17 protein-coding genes and 1 other annotated feature are annotated in these 23389 nt (G+C 41.7%); of the genes, 6 read left to right on the plus strand and 11 right to left on the minus strand.

The genetic code is table 11. From position 1 onward, the window contains the following. Positions 1-466: 466 nt before the first annotated feature. Positions 467-1726 carry a tyrosine--tRNA ligase gene (gene tyrS, locus L634_RS0111155; RefSeq protein WP_026582523.1) on the minus strand — a complete coding sequence of 420 codons (1260 nt, stop codon included), beginning with the start codon at positions 1724-1726 and terminating at the stop codon, positions 467-469. Positions 1727-1811: 85 nt separating this feature from the next. Then, positions 1812-2037: a binding site (T-box leader), on the minus strand. A 465-nt stretch (positions 2038-2502) separates the two neighbouring features. On the opposite strand from tyrS, the gene L634_RS0111160 reads away from it, so the two are divergent. Next, entirely contained in the window at positions 2503-5412 is a 2910-nt protein-coding gene (locus L634_RS0111160) for a transglycosylase domain-containing protein (RefSeq protein WP_026582524.1), read from the plus strand. Between the two features lie 344 nt (positions 5413-5756). Here L634_RS0111160 and acsA read toward each other — a convergent pair whose 3' ends face one another. Next, positions 5757-7475, minus strand: coding sequence for an acetate--CoA ligase (gene acsA, locus L634_RS0111165; RefSeq protein WP_026582525.1), 1719 nt, complete (start codon positions 7473-7475; stop codon positions 5757-5759). Positions 7476-7699: 224 nt separating this feature from the next. Here acsA and L634_RS0111170 point away from each other — a divergent pair, with 224 nt between their 5' ends. From L634_RS0111170 to L634_RS0111180, 3 genes are all read left to right on the plus strand, one after another. After that, the gene (locus L634_RS0111170) at positions 7700-8332 is read left to right on the plus strand and encodes a GNAT family N-acetyltransferase (RefSeq protein WP_026582526.1); all 633 of its coding nucleotides are present in this window, start codon (positions 7700-7702) and stop codon (positions 8330-8332) included. 247 nt (positions 8333-8579) lie between these two features. After that, positions 8580-9227 carry an acetoin utilization AcuB family protein gene (locus tag L634_RS0111175; RefSeq protein ID WP_026582527.1) on the plus strand — a complete coding sequence of 216 codons (648 nt, stop codon included), beginning with the start codon at positions 8580-8582 and terminating at the stop codon, positions 9225-9227. Next, entirely contained in the window at positions 9224-10396 is a 1173-nt protein-coding gene (locus L634_RS0111180) for an acetoin utilization protein AcuC (protein WP_026582528.1), read from the plus strand. The genes L634_RS0111175 and L634_RS0111180 overlap by 4 nt, the downstream gene beginning before the upstream one ends. 193 nt (positions 10397-10589) lie before the next feature. Here L634_RS0111180 and motS read toward each other — a convergent pair whose 3' ends face one another. The 4 genes from motS to L634_RS0111205 form a co-directional block, all read right to left on the minus strand. Continuing rightward, positions 10590-11324, minus strand: coding sequence for a flagellar motor protein MotS (gene motS, locus L634_RS0111185; protein ID WP_026582529.1), 735 nt, complete (start codon positions 11322-11324; stop codon positions 10590-10592). Beyond that, positions 11314-12132, minus strand: a complete 819-nt coding sequence (gene motP, locus L634_RS0111190; protein WP_026582530.1) for a flagellar motor protein MotP — start codon at positions 12130-12132, stop codon at positions 11314-11316. The genes motS and motP overlap by 11 nt, the downstream gene beginning before the upstream one ends. A gap of 149 nt (positions 12133-12281) precedes the next feature. After that, the gene (gene ccpA / locus L634_RS0111195) at positions 12282-13280 is read right to left on the minus strand and encodes a catabolite control protein A (protein WP_026582531.1); all 999 of its coding nucleotides are present in this window, start codon (positions 13278-13280) and stop codon (positions 12282-12284) included. A gap of 698 nt (positions 13281-13978) precedes the next feature. Further along, positions 13979-15055: a bifunctional 3-deoxy-7-phosphoheptulonate synthase/chorismate mutase gene (locus tag L634_RS0111205; protein WP_026582532.1), complete on the minus strand. Its 1077-nt coding sequence runs from the start codon at positions 15053-15055 to the stop codon at positions 13979-13981. Between the two features lie 271 nt (positions 15056-15326). Between L634_RS0111205 and pilM the strand changes: the two genes are divergently transcribed. After that, positions 15327-17507: a pilus assembly protein PilM gene (gene pilM, locus L634_RS0111210; RefSeq protein ID WP_026582533.1), complete on the plus strand. Its 2181-nt coding sequence runs from the start codon at positions 15327-15329 to the stop codon at positions 17505-17507. Positions 17508-17536: 29 nt separating this feature from the next. On the opposite strand, the gene ytxJ is transcribed toward pilM, so the two are convergent. The 3 genes from ytxJ to L634_RS0111225 form a co-directional block, all read right to left on the minus strand. Next, positions 17537-17866 (minus strand): bacillithiol system redox-active protein YtxJ, encoded by a 330-nt coding sequence (gene ytxJ / locus L634_RS0111215; RefSeq protein WP_026582534.1) that lies wholly within the window; start codon positions 17864-17866, stop codon positions 17537-17539. 71 nt (positions 17867-17937) lie between these two features. Then, complete coding sequence (locus L634_RS0111220) at positions 17938-18453, minus strand: YtxH domain-containing protein (RefSeq protein ID WP_026582535.1); 516 nt, start codon at positions 18451-18453, stop codon at positions 17938-17940. Positions 18454-18475: 22 nt separating this feature from the next. Continuing rightward, positions 18476-18961: a DUF948 domain-containing protein gene (locus tag L634_RS0111225; protein WP_026582536.1), complete on the minus strand. Its 486-nt coding sequence runs from the start codon at positions 18959-18961 to the stop codon at positions 18476-18478. Positions 18962-19294: 333 nt separating this feature from the next. On the opposite strand from L634_RS0111225, the gene L634_RS0111230 reads away from it, so the two are divergent. Beyond that, complete coding sequence (locus L634_RS0111230; protein ID WP_026582537.1) at positions 19295-20410, plus strand: aminopeptidase; 1116 nt, start codon at positions 19295-19297, stop codon at positions 20408-20410. 555 nt (positions 20411-20965) lie between these two features. On the opposite strand, the gene murC is transcribed toward L634_RS0111230, so the two are convergent. Together murC and L634_RS0111245 are read right to left on the minus strand one after the other, a co-directional pair. Then, positions 20966-22261 carry a UDP-N-acetylmuramate--L-alanine ligase gene (gene murC, locus L634_RS0111240; RefSeq protein ID WP_026582539.1) on the minus strand — a complete coding sequence of 432 codons (1296 nt, stop codon included), beginning with the start codon at positions 22259-22261 and terminating at the stop codon, positions 20966-20968. Between the two features lie 430 nt (positions 22262-22691). Beyond that, entirely contained in the window at positions 22692-23357 is a 666-nt protein-coding gene (locus tag L634_RS0111245; protein ID WP_026582540.1) for a hypothetical protein, read from the minus strand. Positions 23358-23389: the final 32 nt, after the last annotated feature.

Genomic DNA, 23389 nt, shown 5'->3' on the forward strand with positions numbered 1-23389 from the left:
TTGAAAACTGCCGATACATCGGCAGTTTTTTTGTTTTGTTAAGGGAATCGATGAAGCTGATTTTCAAATGTTGAATTTCAGAATAGGATTCCTAAGCGGACTTTTATATTGTTGGAAACATTATCGGTATCCGCGGAATAACTGCCATTTTTGATCTCCGGGACATTTTTTCATCGTTAATCAGCCGGGTTAACTACCTTTTTGATCTCCAGGACATTTTTTCGTCGTTAATCAGCCGGGTTAACTACCTTTTTGATCTCCAGGACATTTTTTCGTCGTTAATCAGCCGGGTTAACTACCTTTTTGATCTACGGGGCATTTTTTCGTCGTTAATCAGCCGGGTTAACTACCTTTTTGATCTGCGGGGCATTTTTTCGTCATTAATCAAGCGGGTTCAGAAACCGGATTATTCCCTGCAAAGCTGCGAATAAGCACAAAAGCCCTCCTTTAACCGGAGGGCTTTATATTAATACTTAATTAAGAAATATTTCTTTTTTCCGCGGCGAATGACCGTAAATTGACCCTCAATCTTATCTTTTTCAGAAAGAGTATAGTCAAGTTCCGTTACACGCTCTCCATTTACAGAAACGGCGCCGTTCGTAACATCTTCACGGGCCTGGCGTTTTGATGGTGAAATTTTGGCAGCAACCAGCAGTTCGACAATACCGATTTCGCCGCCCTCTGAATGCTCATAAGAAGGAACATCCTTAAAGCCTTGCTGAATCTCTGAAGCAGAAAGATTTTTTATATCTCCGCTGAATAGCGCAGCCGTAATTTTAATAGCTTGCTCTAAAGCCTCATCGCCATGTATCAAGCGTGTCATTTCTTCAGCAAGTGCTTTCTGGGCTTTTCGAAGGTGCGGTTCTTCCTGAACAGCTTTTTCTAGATCTTCAATCTCTTCACGGGAAAGGAATGTAAAATATTTCAAGTATTTGATCACATCAGCATCAGCTGTATTGATCCAGAATTGGTAGAACTCATATGGAGACGTTTTTTCAGGGTCCAGCCAAATGGCTCCGCTTTCCGTTTTGCCAAATTTAGTTCCATCTGCTTTCGTAACAAGCGGAATTGTCAGGCCGTATGCTTTAGAACCTTCCGGCGCCATTTTTCGAATCAGCTCAAGGCCCGTTGTAATATTGCCCCACTGGTCGCTGCCGCCAATTTGCATCTTGCAGTTATGGTTCTCGTATAAATGAAGGAAATCCATTGCCTGTAAAATGGTGTAAGTGAATTCAGTAAAGGATATACCGGTTTCCAATCTGGAAGAAATCGTATCTTTCGCAAGCATGTAATTGACTCCCACATGCTTTCCGTAATCACGGAGGAAGGTTACGATGTCCATAGAACCTGCCCAATCATAGTTATTGACCATGATGGCTCCATTTTCACTATCAAAATCAAAGATTCTTTTAAGCTGGTTCTGAATGCAGTCCACATTATGCTGAACAGCCTCTAGTGTCTGCAGCTTGCGCTCTTCGCTTTTGCCGCTTGGGTCTCCAATAAGACCAGTAGCTCCGCCAACAAGTACAATTGGACGGTGGCCTTCCTTTTGAAAGCGCCTTAATGTTAAAAATGGCAGCAGATGCCCGATATGCATACTGTCCGCAGTCGGATCTACACCGCAGTACAAAGAAATTTTCTCTTTTTCAAGAGTATTCTCGATCCCTTCTTCATCTGTCTGCTGGTAGACGATCCCTCTCCATTGCAATTCTTCCAATAAATTCATCGATAATTCCTCCTAAATGAAGTCACAATTTTCTCAAGGCATAAATGGGTACGGTTCCAGCATACAAAAAACGCCCCTGCATATATGCAGGGACGCATGATTATATTGCGCGGTACCACCCAAATTGAGGACAAATGCCCTCCACTCTTTAAAGATAACGGAATATCCGTTCACTGCTATAACTGCTCCTGCAGGTTGACAATGAAAGCTCAGGGAGGTAATTCATCCTTCTATTTGTACCGGCTCGCAGCGTCCGCCGGCTTTCTGAAACAGGGATAGAAGCATTACTGGGTTCCCGTCAATGCCTATATTATTTTTGAGTCAGATTTCATGTTTCTTGCGTTTATGACTAAGATAAAACATTTTTATCATAAAAATTAGCACAATGTCAAATGTCTGTTCAAAAAAAGGATATTTAAGATAAATGGCGAACCCTGTCATTTAATATGTCGCAATATCGCGATTAACGGGCAGTAACTTCGGAAAAGGCCTTTGACAGTTTTACCAGGAATAGTTTTTTCCGAACTAACTGTCCGTAAAAGCCCGATTGGTTCAGCTAACCAACAGCGGAAAACACGCTGTTGGAAGTTTCACTTTATCGCAGGTTAACGGGCAGTAACTTCGGAGAAAGAACTTTAGAAGTTGTACCAGGTACAGTTTTTCCGAACTAACTGCCCGTAAAAGCCCGATTGGTTCAGCTAACCAACAGCGGAAAACACGCTGTTGGAAGTTTCACTTTATGCTATAATAGATTTGATTTTAGGGGGATTGATACGATGAAAGAAAAGTTTCAATTATTTATTGATAAATTGAGGCAAACTTCGGGCCTTTTCGGCAATAAAAAAGCAGCAAAAGGGGCGAGCATTACCTACCAGGTCGTCTGGAATCTAACCCTGCTGTTTATCATCTTGGCAGTAATTGGCGGAGCTTTTGCTGGCGGCTTGGGAGCAGGCTACTTTGCCTCACTTGTAAAGGATGAGCCGATCCGTTCCTATGCAAGCATGAAGAAAGATATTTACGACTATGAAGAAACATCGGAAATATATTTTGCCAATGATGTGTATTTAGGGAAGCTTAGAACCGATCTTGAACGTGAGGAAGTTAAGCTTGAGGATGTTTCTGAACACTTAATTAACGCAGTTGTGGCTACGGAAGATGAATACTTCTACGAACATGATGGTGTGGTGCCAAAGGCCATTATGCGTGCCCTGTTCCAGGAAGTAACTAATTCATCCGTTCAATCCGGCGGAAGTACACTGACACAGCAGTTGATTAAGAACCAAATCTTAACAAATGAAGTTTCATTTGAGCGAAAAGCAAAGGAAATTCTCCTGGCATTGCGTCTTGAAAAATTCTTTGATAAAAAAGAAATTCTAGAAGCCTATTTAAATGTTTCAACCTTTGGAAGAAATGCTTCCGGCCGAAATATCGCCGGTGTTGAAGCAGCTGCCAATGGCATTTTTGGGGTAAGTGCAAAAGAATTAACCCTGCCGCAGGCTGCTTTCATAGCGGGACTTCCCCAGAGCCCTTTCGGATATACCCCTTTTACAAGGGAAGGTACCGTTAAGGAAAATTTGGAACCGGGATTTTCAAGAATGAAAACGGTTCTTAAAAGAATGTATGATGACGGAAAGATTGACCAAAAGCAATACGAGGAAGCATTAGCATACGATCTGACAAAGGATTTTACAACACCTTCTGAAAGCCCGTTAGAAAAATATCCATACTTAACGTTTGAAATTGAGGAACGCGCAGTAAACATCATGACCAAGATTCTAGCTAAAAACGATGGATATGAAGAACAAGACTTAAAAGAAGATGATGAACTGCGCGAGGAATATAAAACTCTGGCAGACCGGACAATCCGTCAGAATGGATACCAAATCCATACCACGATCAACAAAGACATTTATGATAAAATGCAGCAAGTTAAAGATAACTACCCTTATTACGGGCCTGACAAACCGGAGACAGTTAAGGATCCTGAAACTGGCGAAAATAAGCAAATAATGGAGCCAGTAGAAGTGGGAGCCATTTTAATTGAAAATAAAACCGGTAAAATTATCAGCTTTGTCGGCGGGCGTGACCATAAACGCGAGCAGCTTAACCATGCCACAAACTCAATAAGGCAAAATGGTTCAACCATGAAGCCGATTCTAGTTTATGCTCCTGCGATGGAACTTGGCAAGGCTGCACCTGGAACAATCTTACCGGATGTGCCGTTATACCTTGCTCCAGGTTTAAACCGGCCTTGGCCTAAAAACTATACCAACACTTATAGCGGACTGGTTTCAGCAAGGGAAGCTTTAAAATATTCCTACAATGTACCGGCTGTTAAGCTTTATAAGGATATTGTCGGACAAAGACCGGCAACTTACCTGGAAAAGATGGGATTCACCTCCTTAATTGGACCGGATTATACAAACCTGGCTACAGCAATCGGCTCATTGGAATATGGAGTAACCGTAGAAGAAAATACGAATGCCTTCAGCACATTTGCCAATGGAGGAAAATTTGTCGATGCATATATGATTGAAAAAATCACTGACAAAAACGGCAATGTGATTTATCAGCATGAAGCTAAGCCTGTTGATGTATTCAGCCCTCAGACTGCTTACCTAACCATAGATATGATGAGGGACGTAATTAACAGCGGAACAGCCACTTCCATAAAAAGCAGGCTGAAGTTCGGTTCAGACTGGGCAGGAAAAACAGGAACAGGCGTAGATTTCCACGATGCCTGGTTCGTTGCAACCAATCCGAATGTCACTTTCGGCATCTGGACTGGTTATGATACTCCTAAATCATTAAAAGCTCCTGGTCCATTAAGCTACAGCTTGCGGAATAATTATTTATGGGCAGACCTGATGAATGCTGCATATGATGTAGCTCCTGAACTTGTTGATCCAAGCGAAAGCTTTAAAATGCCTGGCGGAATCGTAAGACGTTCCTTCTGTGCCATTTCTGGCCTGCTTCCATCAGAGGCATGCTCAAAAGCTGGACTCGTTGAAACAGACCTATTTAATGCAAAGTTTGTTCCAACAAAAGTGGACGATAGCCTAGGCAATGGAAAACTTGTAAGAATTGGCGATAAAAAATATATGGCTCTAGACTCAACTCCAGAAGAATTTACAGAACCCGGATTAGTACTGAATCCGGAATATATCGAAAAATTATTTGGCATTAACGCAAATCCTAGTGACCTGATTCCTAATAAAGAGCGCTGGAGGAATATTTTGACTGCCGGCAATAAGCTCCAGGATAACGGCAAGGCCCCTGCCGCACTGAACATCAAGGCTTCAGGCGATACAATTACATGGGGTGCACATCCAGAAAAGGATGTCATTGGCTACCGGGTTTATAGTGGCGGCAAAAAAGTTGCTGCCATAAAAGCTGGCTCCTCTCTCAGCTTCAATGCCGGCAACGGTTCTATACATGTGACAGCTGTTGATATCGCTGGGAAGGAGTCTTCTCCTTCCAACGTGGTGGAAATCGGCAAAAAGCCTGAGGCAGAGAAACCTAAAGAAGAGAAGCCTAAAGAGGAAAAGCCAAAGGAAGAAAAACCTAAAGAAGAAAAGCCTAAAGAAGAAAAACCTGCCGATCCCCCAGCAGAGAATAAACCGGACCCTGAAAAGCCGGAAGAACCTGGTGATGGGGAAGGAGAAGGAGAAGGCAGTACTAACTAATAATCAGCCATAATAAAGGAAAAGCTGAATTCCAAAACCGCAATTGGGGCTAGGAATTCAGCTTTTTTTATTCAAGTAATTTTGGCGTGCCGCTCTATATATCAGCTAGTTATAAATTTTATAGTTGTTGCTAAATTTAGGATTTATTCGCTAGATTTTATTGGTTGTTCGCTAAATTTAGGATTTGATCGCTAGTTTTTATAGTTTGTTTGCTAAGTTTAGGATTTGTTCGCCAATTTTCTCTTTTTATTCGCTAAGTTCACAATTAGCCAAGTTCTCTTCTGATGAAATGAAATCATAAAAAGAGAACCGCTGTATGATAAGCGGTTCTCCTTCTATTTCTATTAATCTTCCATTGTAGACAGATCGCCTGTTGGAAGGTCAAGTTCCCAGGCTTTAAGCACGCGGCGCATGATTTTACCGCTTCGAGTTTTCGGAAGCTTGTCACGGAATTCAATTTCACGCGGTGCAGCATGTGCGGCAAGGCCTTTCTTTACAAATTGGCGGATATCTTCCACTAATTCTTCAGAAGGCTCATGGCCATCTCTTAATGCAACAAATGCTTTTATAATTTCGCCGCGGACAGGATCCGGTTTGCCTATAACTCCGGCTTCCGCAACAGCCGGATGTTCGATCAGCTTGCTTTCTACTTCAAATGGCCCAACACGTTCTCCAGATGTCATTATGACGTCATCTACACGCCCCTGGAACCAGAAGTAACCATCTTCGTCCATATAAGCTGAATCTCCAGATACATACCAGTCACCTGGCATGAAGTAAGATTCATATTTTTGCTGGTTATTCCAGATTGTATGCATCATGGAAGGCCAGCCTTTTTTAATGGCAAGGTTGCCCATGCGGTTTGGAGGCAGCTCATTGCCCTGGTCATCGACAATTGCTGCTTTAACACCAGGAATTGGCTTGCCCATGGAACCAGGCTTAATTTCCATGCAAGGATAGTTACAGATAAGCTGTGCACCTGTTTCTGTCATCCACCATGTATCATGGATGCGCAAATTGAACACCTTCATGCCCCATCTGACAACTTCAGGGTTTAATGGCTCCCCTACACTTAAAATGTGGCGCAGACTGCTTAAATCAAATTTCTTAACAACTTCATCGCCTGCACCCATCAGCATACGGAAAGCTGTAGGAGCACTGTACCAAACAGTAACCCCATACTCCTCAATCATCTTGTACCAAGTCTCAGGATTGAATCTTCCCCCTACAATCAGGTTGGAAGTTCCAGTAAGCCACGGACCGAAGATTCCATATGAAGTACCAGTAACCCATCCAGGGTCAGCAGTGCACCAGTACACATCTTCCTCTTTGAGATCCAATACCCATTTGGCAGTCTGATAGTGCTGGATCATCGCATTATGTACATGCAGCACACCTTTTGGCTTGCCAGTGGAACCTGATGTATAATGCAAAATTAATCCATCCGTTCCTTCAACCCATTCAATTGAAAGTTTTCTGCTTGATTCAGCCATTCGTTTATTAAAATCAACATAAGGGCCTGTTTCCTCTATATTATCGCCTACAAGGAAAACATGCTTAAGAGCAGGCAGCTGATCAACCGGAACGCGCTCTAAAAGTTCAGGAGTGGTAATCAGAACTTTTGCTTCACTATCCTCAAGCCTGTCACGGACAGCTCCTTCCATGAAAGCTTCAAACAGCGGTCCAACAATCGCTCCTAGTTTAATGGCACCCAAAACAGCGAAATAAAGTTCAGGGGAACGAGGCATGAAGATAAATACCCTGTCTCCTTTTTCTACATCGCCGTAAGCTTTTAAGGCATTTCCCGCCTTATTGGAAAGCTCTTTCATTTCTTTAAACGTATATTTCTCGTTTCTTTGCCCATCACGATAGTATAGGGCAACCTTATTCTTTCTGAAGGATTCAGCATGGCGGTCAATGGCCTCATAGGCCATATTCATACGGCCTGTCTCTTTCCAGGAAAACTCTTTTTCGGCGTCCGCCCAGTTGAAATTTTCATATAGCTCTTCATAGCTTTTTAAATTAAACTCCCCCTGAGTAACTGGTAGCGCTTCCACTTTCATATAGTAATATCCCCCTTTTTCGTGATTTGATATTATTATAGTATAAATATTATTTTTTCTCAATTTTTAAAATATTGCAGTTGAAAAATAATTCTTATGCATTATTACATGAATTGTCACAAAGTTTTTTCAAATTGGCCTGAAATTTATTTGAAAGCGCTTTAATTTAATAGTTTTTATGTATAATAGAAGTTACAGTGATCATGTCTTTAGGCGGTGAAGTAATGGAACATAAAAAAACGTACAATGCAAAAGAGTTAAAAACAGCCAATGGAAATTTAATTATCGAAGGGCCAATCTCACCTGAAAAGCTCGCTGATTACGAATTTCATAAAGATCTGGTAGCTTTCAGGCCTCCGGAACAGCAGCATAAAGCACTTGTTGAAATTGCTGGATTGCCTGAGGGAAGAATTATAATTGCCCGAGACAGGCATACCATTGTCGGCTATGTAACTTATCTGTATCCAGATCCTCTTGAACGGTGGTCCGAGGGGAAAATGGACAATTTAATAGAATTAGGTGCTATCGAAGTCATACCTGCATTCCGCGGATCGGGGACTGGAAAAAATCTATTAAAAGTTTCCATGATGGATGATGCAATGGAAGATTACATCATCATTACAACAGAATATTATTGGCATTGGGATCTAAAGGGCACTGGATTAAATGTATGGGAATATCGAAAAATCATGGAAAAGATGATGAATGCAGGCGGCCTGGAATGGTATGCAACAGATGATCCGGAAATCAGCTCCCATCCCGCTAATTGCCTGATGGCAAGAATCGGTAAAAGAGTAGGCCAGGAATCAGTCCAGCAATTCGATCGACTGCGTTTTATGAACCGTTTTATGTATTGATAAAGGCCAATATGCTGATTTACCTCTATATTGACAGGAGCGGGACTCACAGATACAGACGCCGGGGAGGTTCGGACCGCCTACCTAAAGCAAACGTCTGGAAGAAATCAACATACAAGTTTAACAGAGCTCAATAAATTTTAAAATTTGCTTCAATTTTAAAAATACGCTTTATTCCCGCTGCGGTTTAAATTTCATTAAAGCCGAGCGTGAAAACTCCATATGGTCTATAAGGGAGGAATAAGAAGTGATTGTTGAAGAAATTATGAAAACGGATGTTACAACCCTGACAAAGGACGACAGTATAGCAGACGCCATTAAATTAATGAATTTAAAGAAAGTGCGCCATTTGCCCATAACCGATTTTGAGAACAAGCTAGTGGGTCTCGTTACTGATAGGGATATCCGGGATGCTACCCCTTCTATTTTTCATACAGAATTATTTAAGGAAGATCTTCAGAAACCATTGGAAACGATTATGAAGACAGAAATCATTACAGGGCATCCTCTTGACTTCGCAGAAGAGATTGCCGCTATCTTTTATGAACAGCGCATCGGATGCCTTCCAATATTAAAAGATAATAAGCTTGTCGGAATAGTAACAGAAACCGACCTTCTCCATACCCTGGTTCAATTGACAGGTGCACATCAGCCTGGGTCCCAGATAGAAGTGAAAGTACCTAATAAGGCTGGCATGCTTTTCGAAATTGCTGAAGTCATTTGCAAAAGGAAAGCAAATATTCAAAGTGTCCTTGTTTATCCGGATAAAAAGGATGAGAAATTTAAAATACTTGTGCTGAGAGTGCAAACCATGAATCCAACCCTTGTTATTGAAGATTTGAAAAATGCGGGCCATGAAGTGCTTTGGCCCAATCTGCCGGGGATTTCTCTATGACACATGATTCTGTTTTTGTTTATTCGGAAGAGCTGCTGAACTACAAATTCAGCAAAAATCATCCTTTTAACCAGTTAAGGCTCAAGCTGACACTTGATTTGCTAAAAAAAATGAATGCCATTAAGGATCAACAAATCATTCCGCCTCGTTCTGCTTCGGAAGAAGAGCTTTATTTAATTCATGATCCGAATTATGTTAATGCTGTGAAACTTGCCGGTCACGGCCAGCTTCCTGAAGATGTCGGAGAAAATTATGGGCTTGGAACGGAAGACACACCCATTTTTCCAAATATGCATGAAGCAAGCTCCCTTCTGGTAGGCGGGACTCTTTCTGCCGTTGATGCTGTCATGAGCGGCCAAGCAAAGCATGCCCTTCATCTAGGCGGAGGGCTGCACCATGGTTTCCGGGGAAAAGCATCAGGATTTTGCATCTATAACGATAGTTCTGTTGCCATTAAATATATTCAGGAGAAATATCATGCAAGGGTGCTTTATGTGGATACAGATGCCCACCATGGAGACGGTGTCCAATGGTCGTTTTATGATGACCCGGATGTTTGCACATTATCCATCCATGAAACCGGGCGATATTTATTCCCAGGTACAGGCAATGTAAACGAACGTGGACAGGGAAAGGGATATGGTTTCTCATTCAATATCCCAGTAGATGCTTTTACCGAAGATGACTCGTGGCTCCATGCCTACCGGACAGCTCTTCGGGAGGTTGCCGAGTTCTTTAAGCCAGATGTAATCCTCACACAAAATGGTGCTGATTCTCATTATCTCGATCCGCTGACACATTTATCATCAACCATGAAGATTTACAGGGAGATTCCTAAACTTGCACATGAAATTGCTCATGAATACTGCGATGGAAAATGGATTGCCGTTGGAGGAGGAGGCTATGATATTTGGCGTGTCGTCCCACGTGCATGGGCTATGATTTGGCTGGAGATGACTGAAAACTCAAATTCTTATGGGAATCTTCCTTTGGAATGGATAAACACTTGGAAGAAGCACGCCCCTGTGCCTCTTCCCCTAGAATGGGATGACCCGGAGGATCTATACCCGCCGATTCCCCGAAAAAATGAAATAACTGAAAAAAATGCCCAAACAGTGGACAAAGTCCTTTACCCGATCCGAAATAGGAAAATGACGGAGTCTAAGTAAAATGAAAAGGCTGACAACGGCTCGCACTTAGCCCGGATGTCCAGCCTTTTTCTAGTTTTGCCTGCCGCATCGGCCAAACTCTAATTAGTACCCCCAAATTCCTTCCTTTTTCAGCAAATAAAGAAAGGCATGGCCAATAAAAAACTGACTCAAAAGAGGATCATTCAAGAACCTTTTGAGTCAGGCTCACGTACTAATTATTTATTAAACTGTTCTCATCATATTTCGGGTCAGAGATAATAATTTCGACGCGGCGATTTTTCTCCCAATTTTCCGGCCCAGAGTTGGGGACTGCGGGCCTTGTTTCTCCATAGCCTACGGCAATAAATCTGCGGCTTTCAAGGTTATGGTTTTCTGTTAAGTATCTGATCACAGTGCTGGCCCTGGCAGCAGACAGCTCCCAATTGGACGGGTATCTATAAGTTTTAATCGGGCGGTTATCTGTATGGCCTTCCACCTTGACCAGATTAGGCATGCTGGACAAAACAGTTCCCACTTTATCCAAAAATGGAAAGGAGCCTTCGATCAGGCTGGCTTCTCCAGATTCGAACAACACCTGTTCTTGCAAAACGAGAACCACACCCCGCTCTGTCCTGTTAGCAGCTATCACATCTTCAAGACCGTTCTGATCTAAAAATGCCTGAATTTCCATTAACAGCTGATCAAGGGAGTCTCCTTGCTCTTTGCCCTCTCCAGTATTTTCTTCCATGTCTGCTGGATATTCATTGGGAATAATCGCAGGATAAAAATCAAGCAGCTGCCTATCCCGGAATGATTCGGACATGGCTTTAAATTTAATCATGTCAATCTGTGACATAGAAAATAGCAATATGAAGAATACCAATATTAGCGTTACAAGATCCGAAAATGTAACCATCCACCTGGGGGCACCCTTAGCAGGCTCAGAAGATCTTCGCCTAAGCTTCATAATCCAGTGCCTCCCCTGCAGTAATGATTTCTTCCATCTCTCTCCTTTCTTCGTAGGAAAGGAATGCACTAAGCTTTTCTTCAAGGATTTTAGGATTCTGTCCAGATTGGACTCCGATTACCCCTTCGATGATAATCTGCTTTAGAAATACTTCTTTATCTGTCTTTAAAGCCAATTTGGCTGCCATTGGCAGAAAAACCAAATTGGCCAGCAGTGAACCATATAATGTGGTTAGAAGTGCAATAGCCATATTGGGGCCCAAAGAAGCAGGATCATTAAGATTTTTCAGCATTAGGACTAGGCCAATTAACGTTCCGATCATCCCCCAAGCAGGAGCATACTCTCCTGCTTTTTCGAGGATGCTTCTGCCCTTTCGGTGCCGTTCTTCCATTGCTGTAATTTCAGCATTCATAATACCTGTAATGACATCTGCCTCAATCCCATCCACAGCAAGATAAATGCCTTTTCGAATAAAAGCATCGTCCACTTTTTCGACTTCAGCTTCAAGTGATAAAAGCCCTTCCCTCCGGGCCCGATCAGAAAGCTTTACAAATATCCCGATTACCTTCCCTATGCTTTGTTCTTTATTGGAAAAAACTTGTTTAACGACAGTGGACATATGCTTAATATCTTTCAATGGAAAACTTACAAGCAGTCCTGCTAAAAGCCCGCCAAGCACAATCAGCATGGAGGATAAATCGATAAATGAAAAGAATCCGTTCGTTCCACCATTCGACATAATTCCAAAAATCAGCATTCCCAGTCCAACCAGCAGCCCCACCGGTGTTAAAATATCAAACTTCCTCATTTTCTCTCTCCCTGATCCATTGCATTTACCTGGTCTTATTTTATATGGCCAGGCAGATTGCCGGCAGCAATTTTAAATGGCAGAAAGAAACGCCTCCAACTAAAATAGCAAGGCGTTTCTCTTTTCTACCTTATTTATCGGCAGTTTTATTATTTTGTTGAGTCACGTTCTTCAATCCGGTGCGGGAGTACCACAATTTGTTCTTCCACAGACTCCTTATTCATAAATTTTGTAAGCAATCGCATGGCAACAGCGCCAATGTCGTATAATGGCTGCACAACAGAAGTCAGCTGAGGACGTACCATTAATGCGAGGCGAGTATTGTCGGAGCTGATTACTTCAAAGTCTTCCGGAATTTTAAAGCCTTTGTCTTCTGCTCCGTGAACAATCCCTAGCGCCATTTCATCTGATCCTGCAAAAATGGCTGTTGGGCGCGGGTTCGCTTCTAATAGCTTTTCAAAAGCCTCAATTCCTGAATCGTAGGTATAATCTCCTTCAACAACCAGTTCCTCGCGATAAGAAACTTCAGCTTCTTCCAATGCACGCTTATAGCCAGCCAGTTTCTTTTCTTTATTGATTGGCTCGCGGAGAGGCCCTACAACAAGTGCAACTTCTTTGTGGCCTTTCTCTATAAATGACTTGGTCACATCAAATGCTGCTTGTTCATAATCAATATTGACCGATGGGATTTTTCCTGACTCTTCAATAGAGCCTGCCAAAACGATTGGGACCGGTGATTTTTCAAATTCTTCAACATGCTCTGACGTAATATTGCCGCCCATAAATACAATCCCATCCACCTGTTTTCCAAGCATCGTATTGAGCAAGTGCAGCTCTTTTTCTATATTTTGGTCAGAGTTGCTCAAAATGATATTGTATTTATACATCGTTGCAATATCCTCAATACCTCTTGCCAGTTCAGCAAAAAATGTGCTTGAAATATCAGGAATAATCACGCCGACTGTGGTTGTCTTTTTACTTGCCAGTCCGCGCGCTACAGCGTTCGGACGGTATCCCAGCCGATCAATTACCTCCATGACTTTCTTTCTTGTTGCAGGCTTTACATTCGGATTTCCATTCACGACACGAGAAACCGTTGCCATTGAAACATTTGCTTCTCTTGCCACATCGTATATTGTTACGTTCACTACAAAGTCACTCCTTCTTTATATAGCGGTCACTTCTATTACTTTCTATTTTACAGCAACACTACATAACCTACTCATTTTTTATCCTATTTTGTGATTGGATACACATGTTCAATTATGTATTTAATCATACGACAGTCCAGGAATTGCCGCAATGTCAAGGCTTGTTTTTTTGAAAAAAAGCTTCAATTTGTAATTATACATAATGCATTCTTACATTTTCCTGGTGATTTCCTCAACAGCCACTTGATTTTTCAGGCAATTCAGAAGTCTTCTTCCGGGTTCATTTTGAATAAGCATCCTTAAATAGATGCCCTGCAAAGGAAATTCGGCTCCATTATCAGGGGCTCGCCCCATCCCATGCATCGCTGTTTTCGTAAAATTTATTGCTTTTCAGGACTAGCTAAGGTTAACCAACTGAGTTGTTTGCAGCGGAAAGCAATTAACTCCTCAAAAATGAATACGCCTTTTCTTACGACGAGGTGTTTATTCAAAGAGCTCTTCCAAAGTCTGCTCTGAAGAGAGGGAAATGGAGACCACACAGGCGAAGCCGAGGAGACTCTCATTTCTCCCGCGGAAAGCTTGAATGCCCCGTGCCAAGGGGAAAGAATAACAATGTATGATAAAAGAGCCTAATACAAAGAAATAAACAAAGAAAAAAGCCTTCTGCTGTTGACAGAAGGCAAAATAATTTAAGATTAAACTCTTAGCAGAGTTGAAGATTGAAGCTCAGACATAAACTGATCAAACTGATTCAAATCCATTTGCTGGGCTGAATCAGACAGGGCAACAGCCGGATCCGGATGCACTTCCGCCATTACACCATCTGCTCCGATAGCCAATGCAGCTTTAGCCGCAGGAAGCAGCAAATCTCTGCGTCCAGTTGAATGGGTAACATCAACGAGTACAGGCAAATGCGTTTCCTGTTTCAGGATTGGCACTGCAGAAATATCTAAAGTATTTCTTGTTGCACGCTCGTATGTGCGGATTCCCCGCTCACATAGAATGATTTGTCCATTGCCTTGGGACATAATGTACTCAGCTGCGTTGATGAATTCTTCAATTGTTGCTGCAATGCCGCGTTTTAAAAGAACTGGTTTATTTACCGCGCCTGCTGCTTTCAAAAGTTCGAAGTTTTGCATATTCCTTGCGCCAATTTGAATCACATCAATATAATCTACAGCCGTTTCAATATCATTTGGGCTTACTATTTCAGAAATAACCGCCAAATCGTATTCGTCTGCCACTTTTTTTAATATTTTCAGCCCCTCAAGGCCCAGCCCCTGAAAATCATATGGAGATGTCCTAGGCTTATAAGCCCCGCCTCTAAGAAGCTTAAGGCCTTTTGCTTTTACAGCCTCAGCCACTGTTGCAACCTGTTCATATGATTCAACCGCACAAGGGCCAAATACAAGATGCGGATTGCCGTCTCCCACTTTTTCCCCTTTTAGGTCAACAATTGTATTCTCAGGCTTCTTCTTTCTGGAAACAAGAAGCGCTTTTCTATGGTCATCTTTTTGCAGCTCAAGGCCTGCTTTGAAAATCTCCTTGAACATATGCTCAATCGTTGAGTTTTCAAAAGGACCGTCATTATGTTCTTTAATCAAGTCCAGCATTTTGCGTTCGCGGACAGGATCATAACGATAAACCCCTTGTGTTTCCTTCACTCTTCCGATTTCTTGAACAAGTTCTGCTCTTTCATTAATCAAGGATAATAGCTGGAGGTTCAGCTCATCTACCCGATTGCGCAGTTGATCTAGCTCTTTATTGCTCATTTCCTGTCCCTTCCTTTCAATTCTGAATTTGAGCCGCAATTTTTATAAGAAACATCTATTGAGCGAATATAATTTATCATTCGTCAAGTGAAACATTTCCATTCTTTCTCTTTTACGGCATCTTGATATGTGATACATTTTTTATAATTAGAGTTATTATATATGAATTATTCAGACATGTCACGAAAAATTTCTTTATTAATTAAACGCTTTTAAGTAATAAAGCGTTATTAAGCTATTTTATGACAAAAAATAAAGAAGGTGTATCGCTTTGTACGAACAAAAAAAGCTTTTTGCACTGGATATCGGTACGCGTTCTGTGGTTGGCATAATTCTCGAAGAACACGAGGGCCAGTATCACGCTAAAGATATTGTCGTAAAGGAGCATACTGAACGGGCAATGCTTGATGGCCAAATTCATGATGTTGTGGCTGTTTCAAGGATTATATCTGAAATCAAAGCAGAGCTTGAAACAAAGCATGGGCCTTTAAAAAAAGTATGTGTAGCTGCTGCAGGGAGAGCGCTAAGAACAGAAAGGGCACAAGCTTCCATAAATATTTTTGGAAAGCCAATGATGCAAAAACAAGATATTCTGCATCTTGAATTAAGCGCTGTTCAACAGGCCCAGGCAATGGCTGCCGGCAATCACGAGTTTGAAAAAAGCCATTATTATTATTGTGTAGGCTATTCTGTTCTTTATTATCGCCTGGATGGAGAAGAGATCGGAAATTTGATTGACCAGCAGGGTGATGAAGCTTCCGTTGAAATTATTGCCACTTTTTTGCCAAAGGTTGTGGTTGAATCACTCATTGCTGCACTCCAAAGAGCAGGACTGGAAATGGAGGCATTAACCCTTGAGCCTATCGCAGCAATTAATGTGCTCATCCCGCCATCCATGAGGCGATTGAACGTCGCTCTTGTTGATATTGGAGCCGGCACATCTGATATTGCTGTCACAGACATGGGCACAGTAATTGCATATGGCATGGTGCCTATTGCCGGCGATGAAATAACTGAGGCAATCAGCGACCAGCTGCTTTTGGATTTTCCTTTAGCCGAGAAGGCTAAAAGAGATCTTCAAATCAATAATAGCATTAAAGTAACAGATATTCTCGGATTTGAAACTGAGATAAGGAAAGAAGAATTAATAGCACAGATTTCACCTGCACTAGACCGGCTGGCAGATGCCATTTGCCATGAAATTTTAAACCTGAATAACACCTCTCCTAAAGCCGTTATGCTTGTAGGCGGAGGAAGCCTAACCCCAGAGCTGCCTGCAAGAATAGCCAGGAAGCTTGACCTGCCAGTGAACAGGGTTGCTATCCGGGGGATTGATGCCATAAGTGGCCTGACAGTTTCAGACATGATTGATAAGGGACCGGAATTGGTTACACCAATAGGCATTGCCATTGCAGCCCAGAAATCGCCTGTACAATATTGTACTGTCTATGTAAATGAACAGCCTGTCCGTCTTTTTGAAGCAAAAAAGCTGACTGTAGGTGATTGCCTTCTCGCTTCAGGCATCAAAATAAAAAATCTATATGGAAAACCTGGTCTTGCCATGATTGTCAATATGAATGGACAAAACATAACTATTCCTGGAAGTCACGGGGAAGCTCCAAAGATTCTGCGAAATGGCACTACAAGTGCATTGGATGATGAAATTTCATCAGGAGATCTCATAACAGTTGAGAAAGGCAGGGATGGGCAGCAAGCAGTAGTAAAGATTGGGGATTTAATTGATGACATCCCTGCCAAATCCGTTACCATTAATAGCCAAGAGTATACAATCAAAGCTGAAATCCTATGTAATGAAAGGTCTGCAGCAGCTGACCAATTGCTAAATGATCGCGATAAAATTGAATGCCATATTCCTGAAACAGTGGAAGAAGTCCTTCAAGCTTTGGGTTTAAATGATCTGCTAAATGAGCTAAAGCCTTTTCGAATAAATATGAACGGAAAAGAGACCTTTCTCCCGCGTATTTCAGGGAAGGTTCTTAGAAACGGCATAGAAATAAACCCTTACAGTATAATAGAACACGGAGACATCCTTATAATTGAAAGGAGGAAAGTACCGACTGTTAAAGAAATTGCAGAATTAAAACAAATTATGCTAGCCGAAAGTATCCCTGTTTTTTTCAATGGGAAAAAGATAGAAATGAGCAGAAACGTTACCGAGTTTCAAAGAGAAGGAAAAGCCATGGCTGAGAACGATCGAATTCATGATGGAGATATTCTGAATGTCGTCCGCAAAACATTAGGCCCTTTCATATTTCAGGACTTATTTGGCTGCGTGGAAATAGATATGCCTAAAGACACAACCGGTAAGTTCGTGCTATTAAAAAACGGGGAAAAATCAGCTTTTCATGAAACGATAGAACCCGGAGACGAACTGAAAATAGTTTGGCCTGCAATAAATAAAAAGAGCTTAAATGTGGATTCACACATTTAAAAGTAAATAAACATCCGGATTCCGGATGTTTATTTATTATTCTCTAAAGCTTTCTCCAAGGAGTCATATGTAATTTTCCAATGGGACGCATGCCATGCTACATCTCCATTTTTAAACAAAATGGCTTGGGGGGATTCATGTTTAATATGGAAAGTCTCAGCAATATGATTAGATAGAGGGCGGTCCTCCTGAACAACCAAATAATAAGCATCTAATGTTTTATGCTCATTTACAAAGCGTTCAAATTCTTCATAAGCTGCTCCGCTGACAGGGCATGTTGAACTGTGTTTTAAAAGCAGCAGCTGCTCTCCTGTTTTTACAGCTTGATCGAATGCTTCATTGCTCTCAAACTTTTTCATCTTCTTACCTCCCTAAAAATAAGTGACGGTGAAGCAATAGTATCACTTCACCGTTTTCAAAACAAATAATATTAATTATATTTTTGCTCTGTTTCGTCAAAAGCTTTTTTCGTTTCTTCAAGCTTCATTTGTATTTCCGCATCATTTACCGGGGCATTGCCTGCGGTCTGAAATGATTCGTCATTGATGGATTCCGAGGCTGATCCAGCATCTTCCATAACACCACTTGCAGCTTGTCCATTCGCATTTTGCACTTCTTTCATGCTTTTTACTTTGTTGACTAATTCGTTGGATTGCTTTGAAACGGTTTGAGTCAAAGCATTTGTTTTTTCCTTTGCAGCGCTTGCCAGTTCACTTCCTTTTGTCATAGCTGTTTCACGGAATTGGCCTGATTTTTCTTTTAATAGTGCTGCTTTTTCATTTAAATCGCTCTGAAGCTCTTTCCCCGATTTAGGCGCCAGGAATAGGGCTGTTGCAGCGCCAACCATACCGCCTATTAAAGCCCCGATCATAAAATCCTTCGCATTGATATTTTCCTCTGACTTTGACTGATTTACATCAAATTGGTTACGCTCCTGGTTATTCATACTCCTTATTCCTCCTCCAATTCTAGTGTCTTGCTCTTTCTCTTTGGCGTTCGGGCGGAAGCATTTTTTTCTCATCGACATTGTACTGATAAGGGGCTTCTTTTCTCATTCTCCACTTATCTTTAATTTCGAGAAGAACATTGCTCCACTGTACCACCTGTGAAATTTTATCTTTATTTTGTTCAAGCTGTGTGTTTACAGAAGATGTGATTTTCTGAATAGATCCGTTAAATTTGCGGACAGAATCCCCAACTTCTTTCACCGCGTTTACAACACTGTTCAGGTTTTCAGACTTTTGCTGAATGTCAGTTGCCAGCGTATTTGTTTTATGCAGCAGGACCGTCGTTTCCTTTGTCACACCATCCAATTGCTTTTCAAGGCCTGCTAATGTGTGTGATACATTATCCAATGTTCCCTGCAGGGATTTTAACGTTTTAGCCAGATAAATGACTAAAACAAGGAATGCAATAGCAATTACCGCTACACTTAAATATAAAATAATTTCCAATTCATACACCTCCGGTTTTCTGTATACTCCCTTATTACCCAGATGCACTGCCTCTAAACCAGGCGTACATTAAATAGATTCCATTTTCACTGCCCAAATTCCTTCAATAAAGTGAAACTTCCATCAGCAGGGATCTTTTTCCATCCTCCATTTGGAATTCGCTCTTGACTTTCGAGTTCTTGAAGGGGAGGTCTTGCTGCCGTTAATGCGGGATAAATTCTGCCTTCCCTTCACAAAGTAAATCTTAGCACAGTTGGAAATAAATCAACAAAATCTTTAATTTCGGTTACAATAATATTTGTCGGAATATAAAAGTGTTGGAGGGATGAAGAGATGAAAGATCCTCGTATTGAAAAACTGGCAAAAAACCTGATCAATTATTCCATTCGTCTGCAAAAAGGCGAGAAAGTCCTTATTGAAAATTTTGGGCTTCAAAGAGAATTGGTAACTGCCCTTGTTAAGGAAGCATATGAGGCTGGCGGCTATCCTTTTGTATTATTAAAAGACCACCAGGTAGACCGCTCTCTGTTAATGGGAGCACAGGAAGAACAATTTAATATGATGGCCGAGTTTGAAGCCAACGTGATGGCAAAGATGGATGCATACATAGGACTGCGCTCAGGGGATAACATTAATGAACACGCAGATGTACCTGACGATAAAATGAAAATTCATGGCTCAACAATCGGTAAAAAAGTTCATCGGGAAATTCGTGTACCGAAGACGAAATGGGTTGTGCTGCGCTATCCTAATTCTTCAATGGCCCAATTAGCTAAAATGAGCACAGAAGCATTCGAAGACTTCTATTTTGATGTATGTAATTTGGATTACGGTAAAATGGACAAAGCAATGGATAATCTTGTGGAATTGATGAATAAAACGGATAAAGTCAGAATCACTGGCCCTGGCACAGATCTGTCTTTCTCTATTAAAGACATTCCGGCAATCAAGTGTTCTGGCCAGATGAATATTCCTGACGGAGAGGTGTATACGGCTCCAGTAAGAGATTCAGTTAATGGGGTCATTACTTATAACACTCCATCCCCATACCATGGATTTACCTTTGAAAATGTAAAGCTGACATTCAAAGACGGGCAAATTATTGAAGCTGACGCCAATGACAGCGAACGAATCAATAAAATCTTTGATACCGATGAAGGTGCACGTTATATCGGTGAATTTGCCATAGGGGTCAATCCGTATATCCATCATCCAATGCAGGATATTCTGTTTGATGAAAAAATTGACGGCAGCTTCCATTTCACGCCTGGCCAGTGCTATGACGAAGCCTACAATGGCAACAAATCCAATATTCACTGGGATATGGTAAACATTCAGCGCCCTGACTACGGCGGCGGTGAAATTTATTTTGATGATGTATTAATCCGTAAAGACGGACGTTTTGTGATTCCTGAGCTGGAAGCGCTTAACCCGGAGAATTTAAAATAAGAAAAGCGCAAGAGCCTTGCCCACGAAGGAACGCAGACTAAAAACGCCACGTCCTGTGGCAACGTCTGCATGACCCCCATCCTGCGGGCCTCAAGACGAGCCTCTCGGAAAGGCGTTCTTTGCCTTTCTGGGCGGCAGGCGACTGCCCAGGGACGACTTATGCCCCGAGTCCCTAGGAGCCGAAACTAGACAAGCTTGTGGCCTCGAGGGGGTAGGCGCTGGAGCTAGAAGTTATCGAAGTTCAAAGTTATACTTTATTATCTTTTGGCTCTGTTAAATTTGCCTGTTGATTTCAGCACGAGGCACTCAAGCGTTAGCGGGCGGTCCGACGCTCCTCGGTGTATTCGCAACTGCGGGGTCTCCTGCTGACACGCTTCTCCCGCAGGACATTGAATAGGCTTCCTCGAATGAACACCGCGTCGTAAGAAAATGCGTTAGCATTTTCGCGGGATTAGTACCTTCCGCTCCAATCAACAGGGTGCTAAAATCAACAATAAGCTTTAACACAGCCAATCTTTTAAAAAAGGATGCAGCCATTAAAGGCGCATCCTTCTTTTATAGCTGATTTTCATATGCCTGCTGGAACTTTTGAATATCTCCTGCTCCCATAAACATAATAACGCTATCTGTATGATTTTTTAGAACAGCCGTTTCTTCTTCGTTCAAAATCTCAGCATCCGGAATTTTCGCTTTTAAATCTTCAATCGTGAGCTTTCCATGGTTCTCACGGGCTGAGCCAAAGATTTCGCATAGATAGACTTTGTCTGCCAAATTCAAACTTGCTGCAAAGTCATCAAGAAACGCCTGGGTTCTGGTAAAGGTATGAGGCTGGAATACTGCCACAACTTCCTTTTCCGGATATTTTTGCCTTGCAGCCTCAACAGTAGCTTTTATTTCTGTCGGATGGTGGGCATAATCATCAATAATAATTTGTGATTCTATTTTCTTTTCGGAAAACCTTCTTTTAACTCCTTCAAAAGAGAGCAGCTGCTTCTGAACAATCTTTGCATCAATTTCCTCGTAATGGCAAAGTGCAATGACAGCAAGGGAGTTTAACACATTATGGTCACCATATGCTGCAATGGAAAACGTTTCATAGAAGGTATTTCGCACGAACACATCGAATGTTGTCCCTTCAGTTGTTTTAACCACATTACGCGCCTGGAAGTCATTGTCCTCGCCAAAGCCATAAAATACTACGGGCACTTTAGCCTGAATTTTTTGCAGCTGCTCATCATCACCGCATGCAAAAATCCCCTTGTTCACCTGCCATGCCATCTCCTGAAATGCAGAGAAAACATCGTCAATATTGGCAAAGTAATCAGGGTGGTCAAAATCAATATTTGTCATAATTGCATAATCAGGGAAATAAGAAAGGAAATGCCTTCTGTACTCACAGGCTTCAAATACAAAATATTCCGCTTCTTCGTCCCCTTTGCCGGTTCCATCTCCAATAAGGAATGAAGTAGGCTTTGCCCCCCTCATCACATGAGCAAGCAATCCTGTTGTGGACGTTTTTCCATGTGCACCTGTAACCGCAATGCTCGTGAATTTCTTCATAAAGTCACCTAAAAAACGGTGGTAACGAACAACAGGCAAGCCAAGCTTCATTGCTTCCTCAATCTCTTCATGCGTGTCCGGGTATGCATTCCCGGCGATTACCGTCATGCCGGGCTGTATATTTTCTTTTTGAAAGGGAAGGATCTTTATTCCTGATTTTTCAAGGGCTACCTGAGTAAAAAAATGTTTTTCGAAATCGGAGCCCTGAACTTGATAATTCATATCATGCAGAACTTGCGCCAATGCACTCATTCCAGACCCCTTAATACCTACGAAATGGTAAATAGTCATATAAAGAACCTCCAACCATCGTATATCTGTAAAACAGTATATGACATATATCTAGATTTGCGCACATCCCTTATGGGACATGCTTAACTGACTGTGTAAATAAGATGTTCAAAAAAGTATGTAACAGTTGTCCTTTTTATTGAAACACACACTTTAATGTATTGCATCATTATAACATTATTTAAATATAAAAACTATGTAACGTATTGCCAGCTATTTATTCCCAAAATAAAGTGAAACTTCAATCATTGGGGGCTTTTTCCATCCCCCAATAATTGTTAGTTGAACCTGTCTAGCTACAGCACCTAGGAGCTCGAGTCATAAGCCCTTGGTCAAGGCGCTTCCGCTTTTTGGTCAATCGGGCTTTTACAGGCAGCTGGCCACCCCACATATCCTATATTGTCCCCCTCAAAATCTTGAAGTGGGGGTCTTACTGCCCGTTAATGCGGGATAAAAAAGATAAAACATTTGATTTCAAAAAGGACCTCCAAGTTAGCTCAGGGAACTTGCTCTTTGCCTCCAAATAGGCTTCCAGCATTATCTCTACCAGCTTATTATCCTTAACAGGCAAGATCGGCCCTATTGGGAAATCATAAATTTGAATTGGGATTTTTCTAATGAGAAACCATTTGCCAGCCGGCATTTCAGGAAAGTCCCCTTTTATATGCCTCATCTGGAACTGGCGTCCATCTTCTGCCCCTGAAGCAGTAATCACTTTATGACTGTGATTTATAACCCTGACAGGCTCAACTGCAGATGTTAAAAAGAGAGCCCCTTGGATTAAATCGGGCTCTGAAAGCTTCCGGGAATTGTTTTTCAAAAAAAGGCTGAACATGGTTGAACCCTGTACCGTTTTATAATCAAACAGCAGCCAATTTTGAAATACTTCGGATTGCAGTACCGAAAAAGGTGTTTCAGGAGAAAGGCCGAGCGTTTTTCGGAATAAATGCTTTGCCCGGACTTTTTCTCTGATGTTTGCAGTCCGTTCAGTATAATCCATGGCCAGATCATATAATTGAGCAGCATTTTTCTCTCCCTGCAGCTGCTTGGCCTCTCGAAAAGAATTAAGATCCAAAATTGAGCCGTCCATATCCATATTGGATGCTCCTTACTTTGTTTTGAAGATAT

This window comes from Bacillus sp. J33, from assembly GCF_000518885.1.
Taxonomy (GTDB): domain Bacteria; phylum Bacillota; class Bacilli; order Bacillales; family Cytobacillaceae; genus Cytobacillus.

What these genes read in the sequence shown, in the direction of transcription:
- tyrS (WP_026582523.1), bottom strand. Translation starts at nt 1,726, where the DNA reads ATGAATTTATTGGAAGAATTGCAATGGAGAGGGATCGTCTACCAGCAG.
- L634_RS0111160 (WP_026582524.1), top strand. Translation starts at nt 2,503, where the DNA reads ATGAAAGAAAAGTTTCAATTATTTATTGATAAATTGAGGCAAACTTCG.
- acsA (WP_026582525.1), bottom strand. Translation starts at nt 7,475, where the DNA reads ATGAAAGTGGAAGCGCTACCAGTTACTCAGGGGGAGTTTAATTTAAAA.
- L634_RS0111170 (WP_026582526.1), top strand. Translation starts at nt 7,700, where the DNA reads ATGGAACATAAAAAAACGTACAATGCAAAAGAGTTAAAAACAGCCAAT.
- L634_RS0111180 (WP_026582528.1), top strand. Translation starts at nt 9,224, where the DNA reads ATGACACATGATTCTGTTTTTGTTTATTCGGAAGAGCTGCTGAACTAC.
- motS (WP_026582529.1), bottom strand. Translation starts at nt 11,324, where the DNA reads ATGAAGCTTAGGCGAAGATCTTCTGAGCCTGCTAAGGGTGCCCCCAGG.
- motP (WP_026582530.1), bottom strand. Translation starts at nt 12,132, where the DNA reads ATGAGGAAGTTTGATATTTTAACACCGGTGGGGCTGCTGGTTGGACTG.
- L634_RS0111205 (WP_026582532.1), bottom strand. Translation starts at nt 15,055, where the DNA reads ATGAGCAATAAAGAGCTAGATCAACTGCGCAATCGGGTAGATGAGCTG.
- ytxJ (WP_026582534.1), bottom strand. Translation starts at nt 17,866, where the DNA reads ATGAAAAAGTTTGAGAGCAATGAAGCATTCGATCAAGCTGTAAAAACA.
- L634_RS0111220 (WP_026582535.1), bottom strand. Translation starts at nt 18,453, where the DNA reads ATGAATAACCAGGAGCGTAACCAATTTGATGTAAATCAGTCAAAGTCA.
- L634_RS0111230 (WP_026582537.1), top strand. Translation starts at nt 19,295, where the DNA reads ATGAAAGATCCTCGTATTGAAAAACTGGCAAAAAACCTGATCAATTAT.
- murC (WP_026582539.1), bottom strand. Translation starts at nt 22,261, where the DNA reads ATGACTATTTACCATTTCGTAGGTATTAAGGGGTCTGGAATGAGTGCA.
- L634_RS0111245 (WP_026582540.1), bottom strand. Translation starts at nt 23,357, where the DNA reads ATGGATATGGACGGCTCAATTTTGGATCTTAATTCTTTTCGAGAGGCC.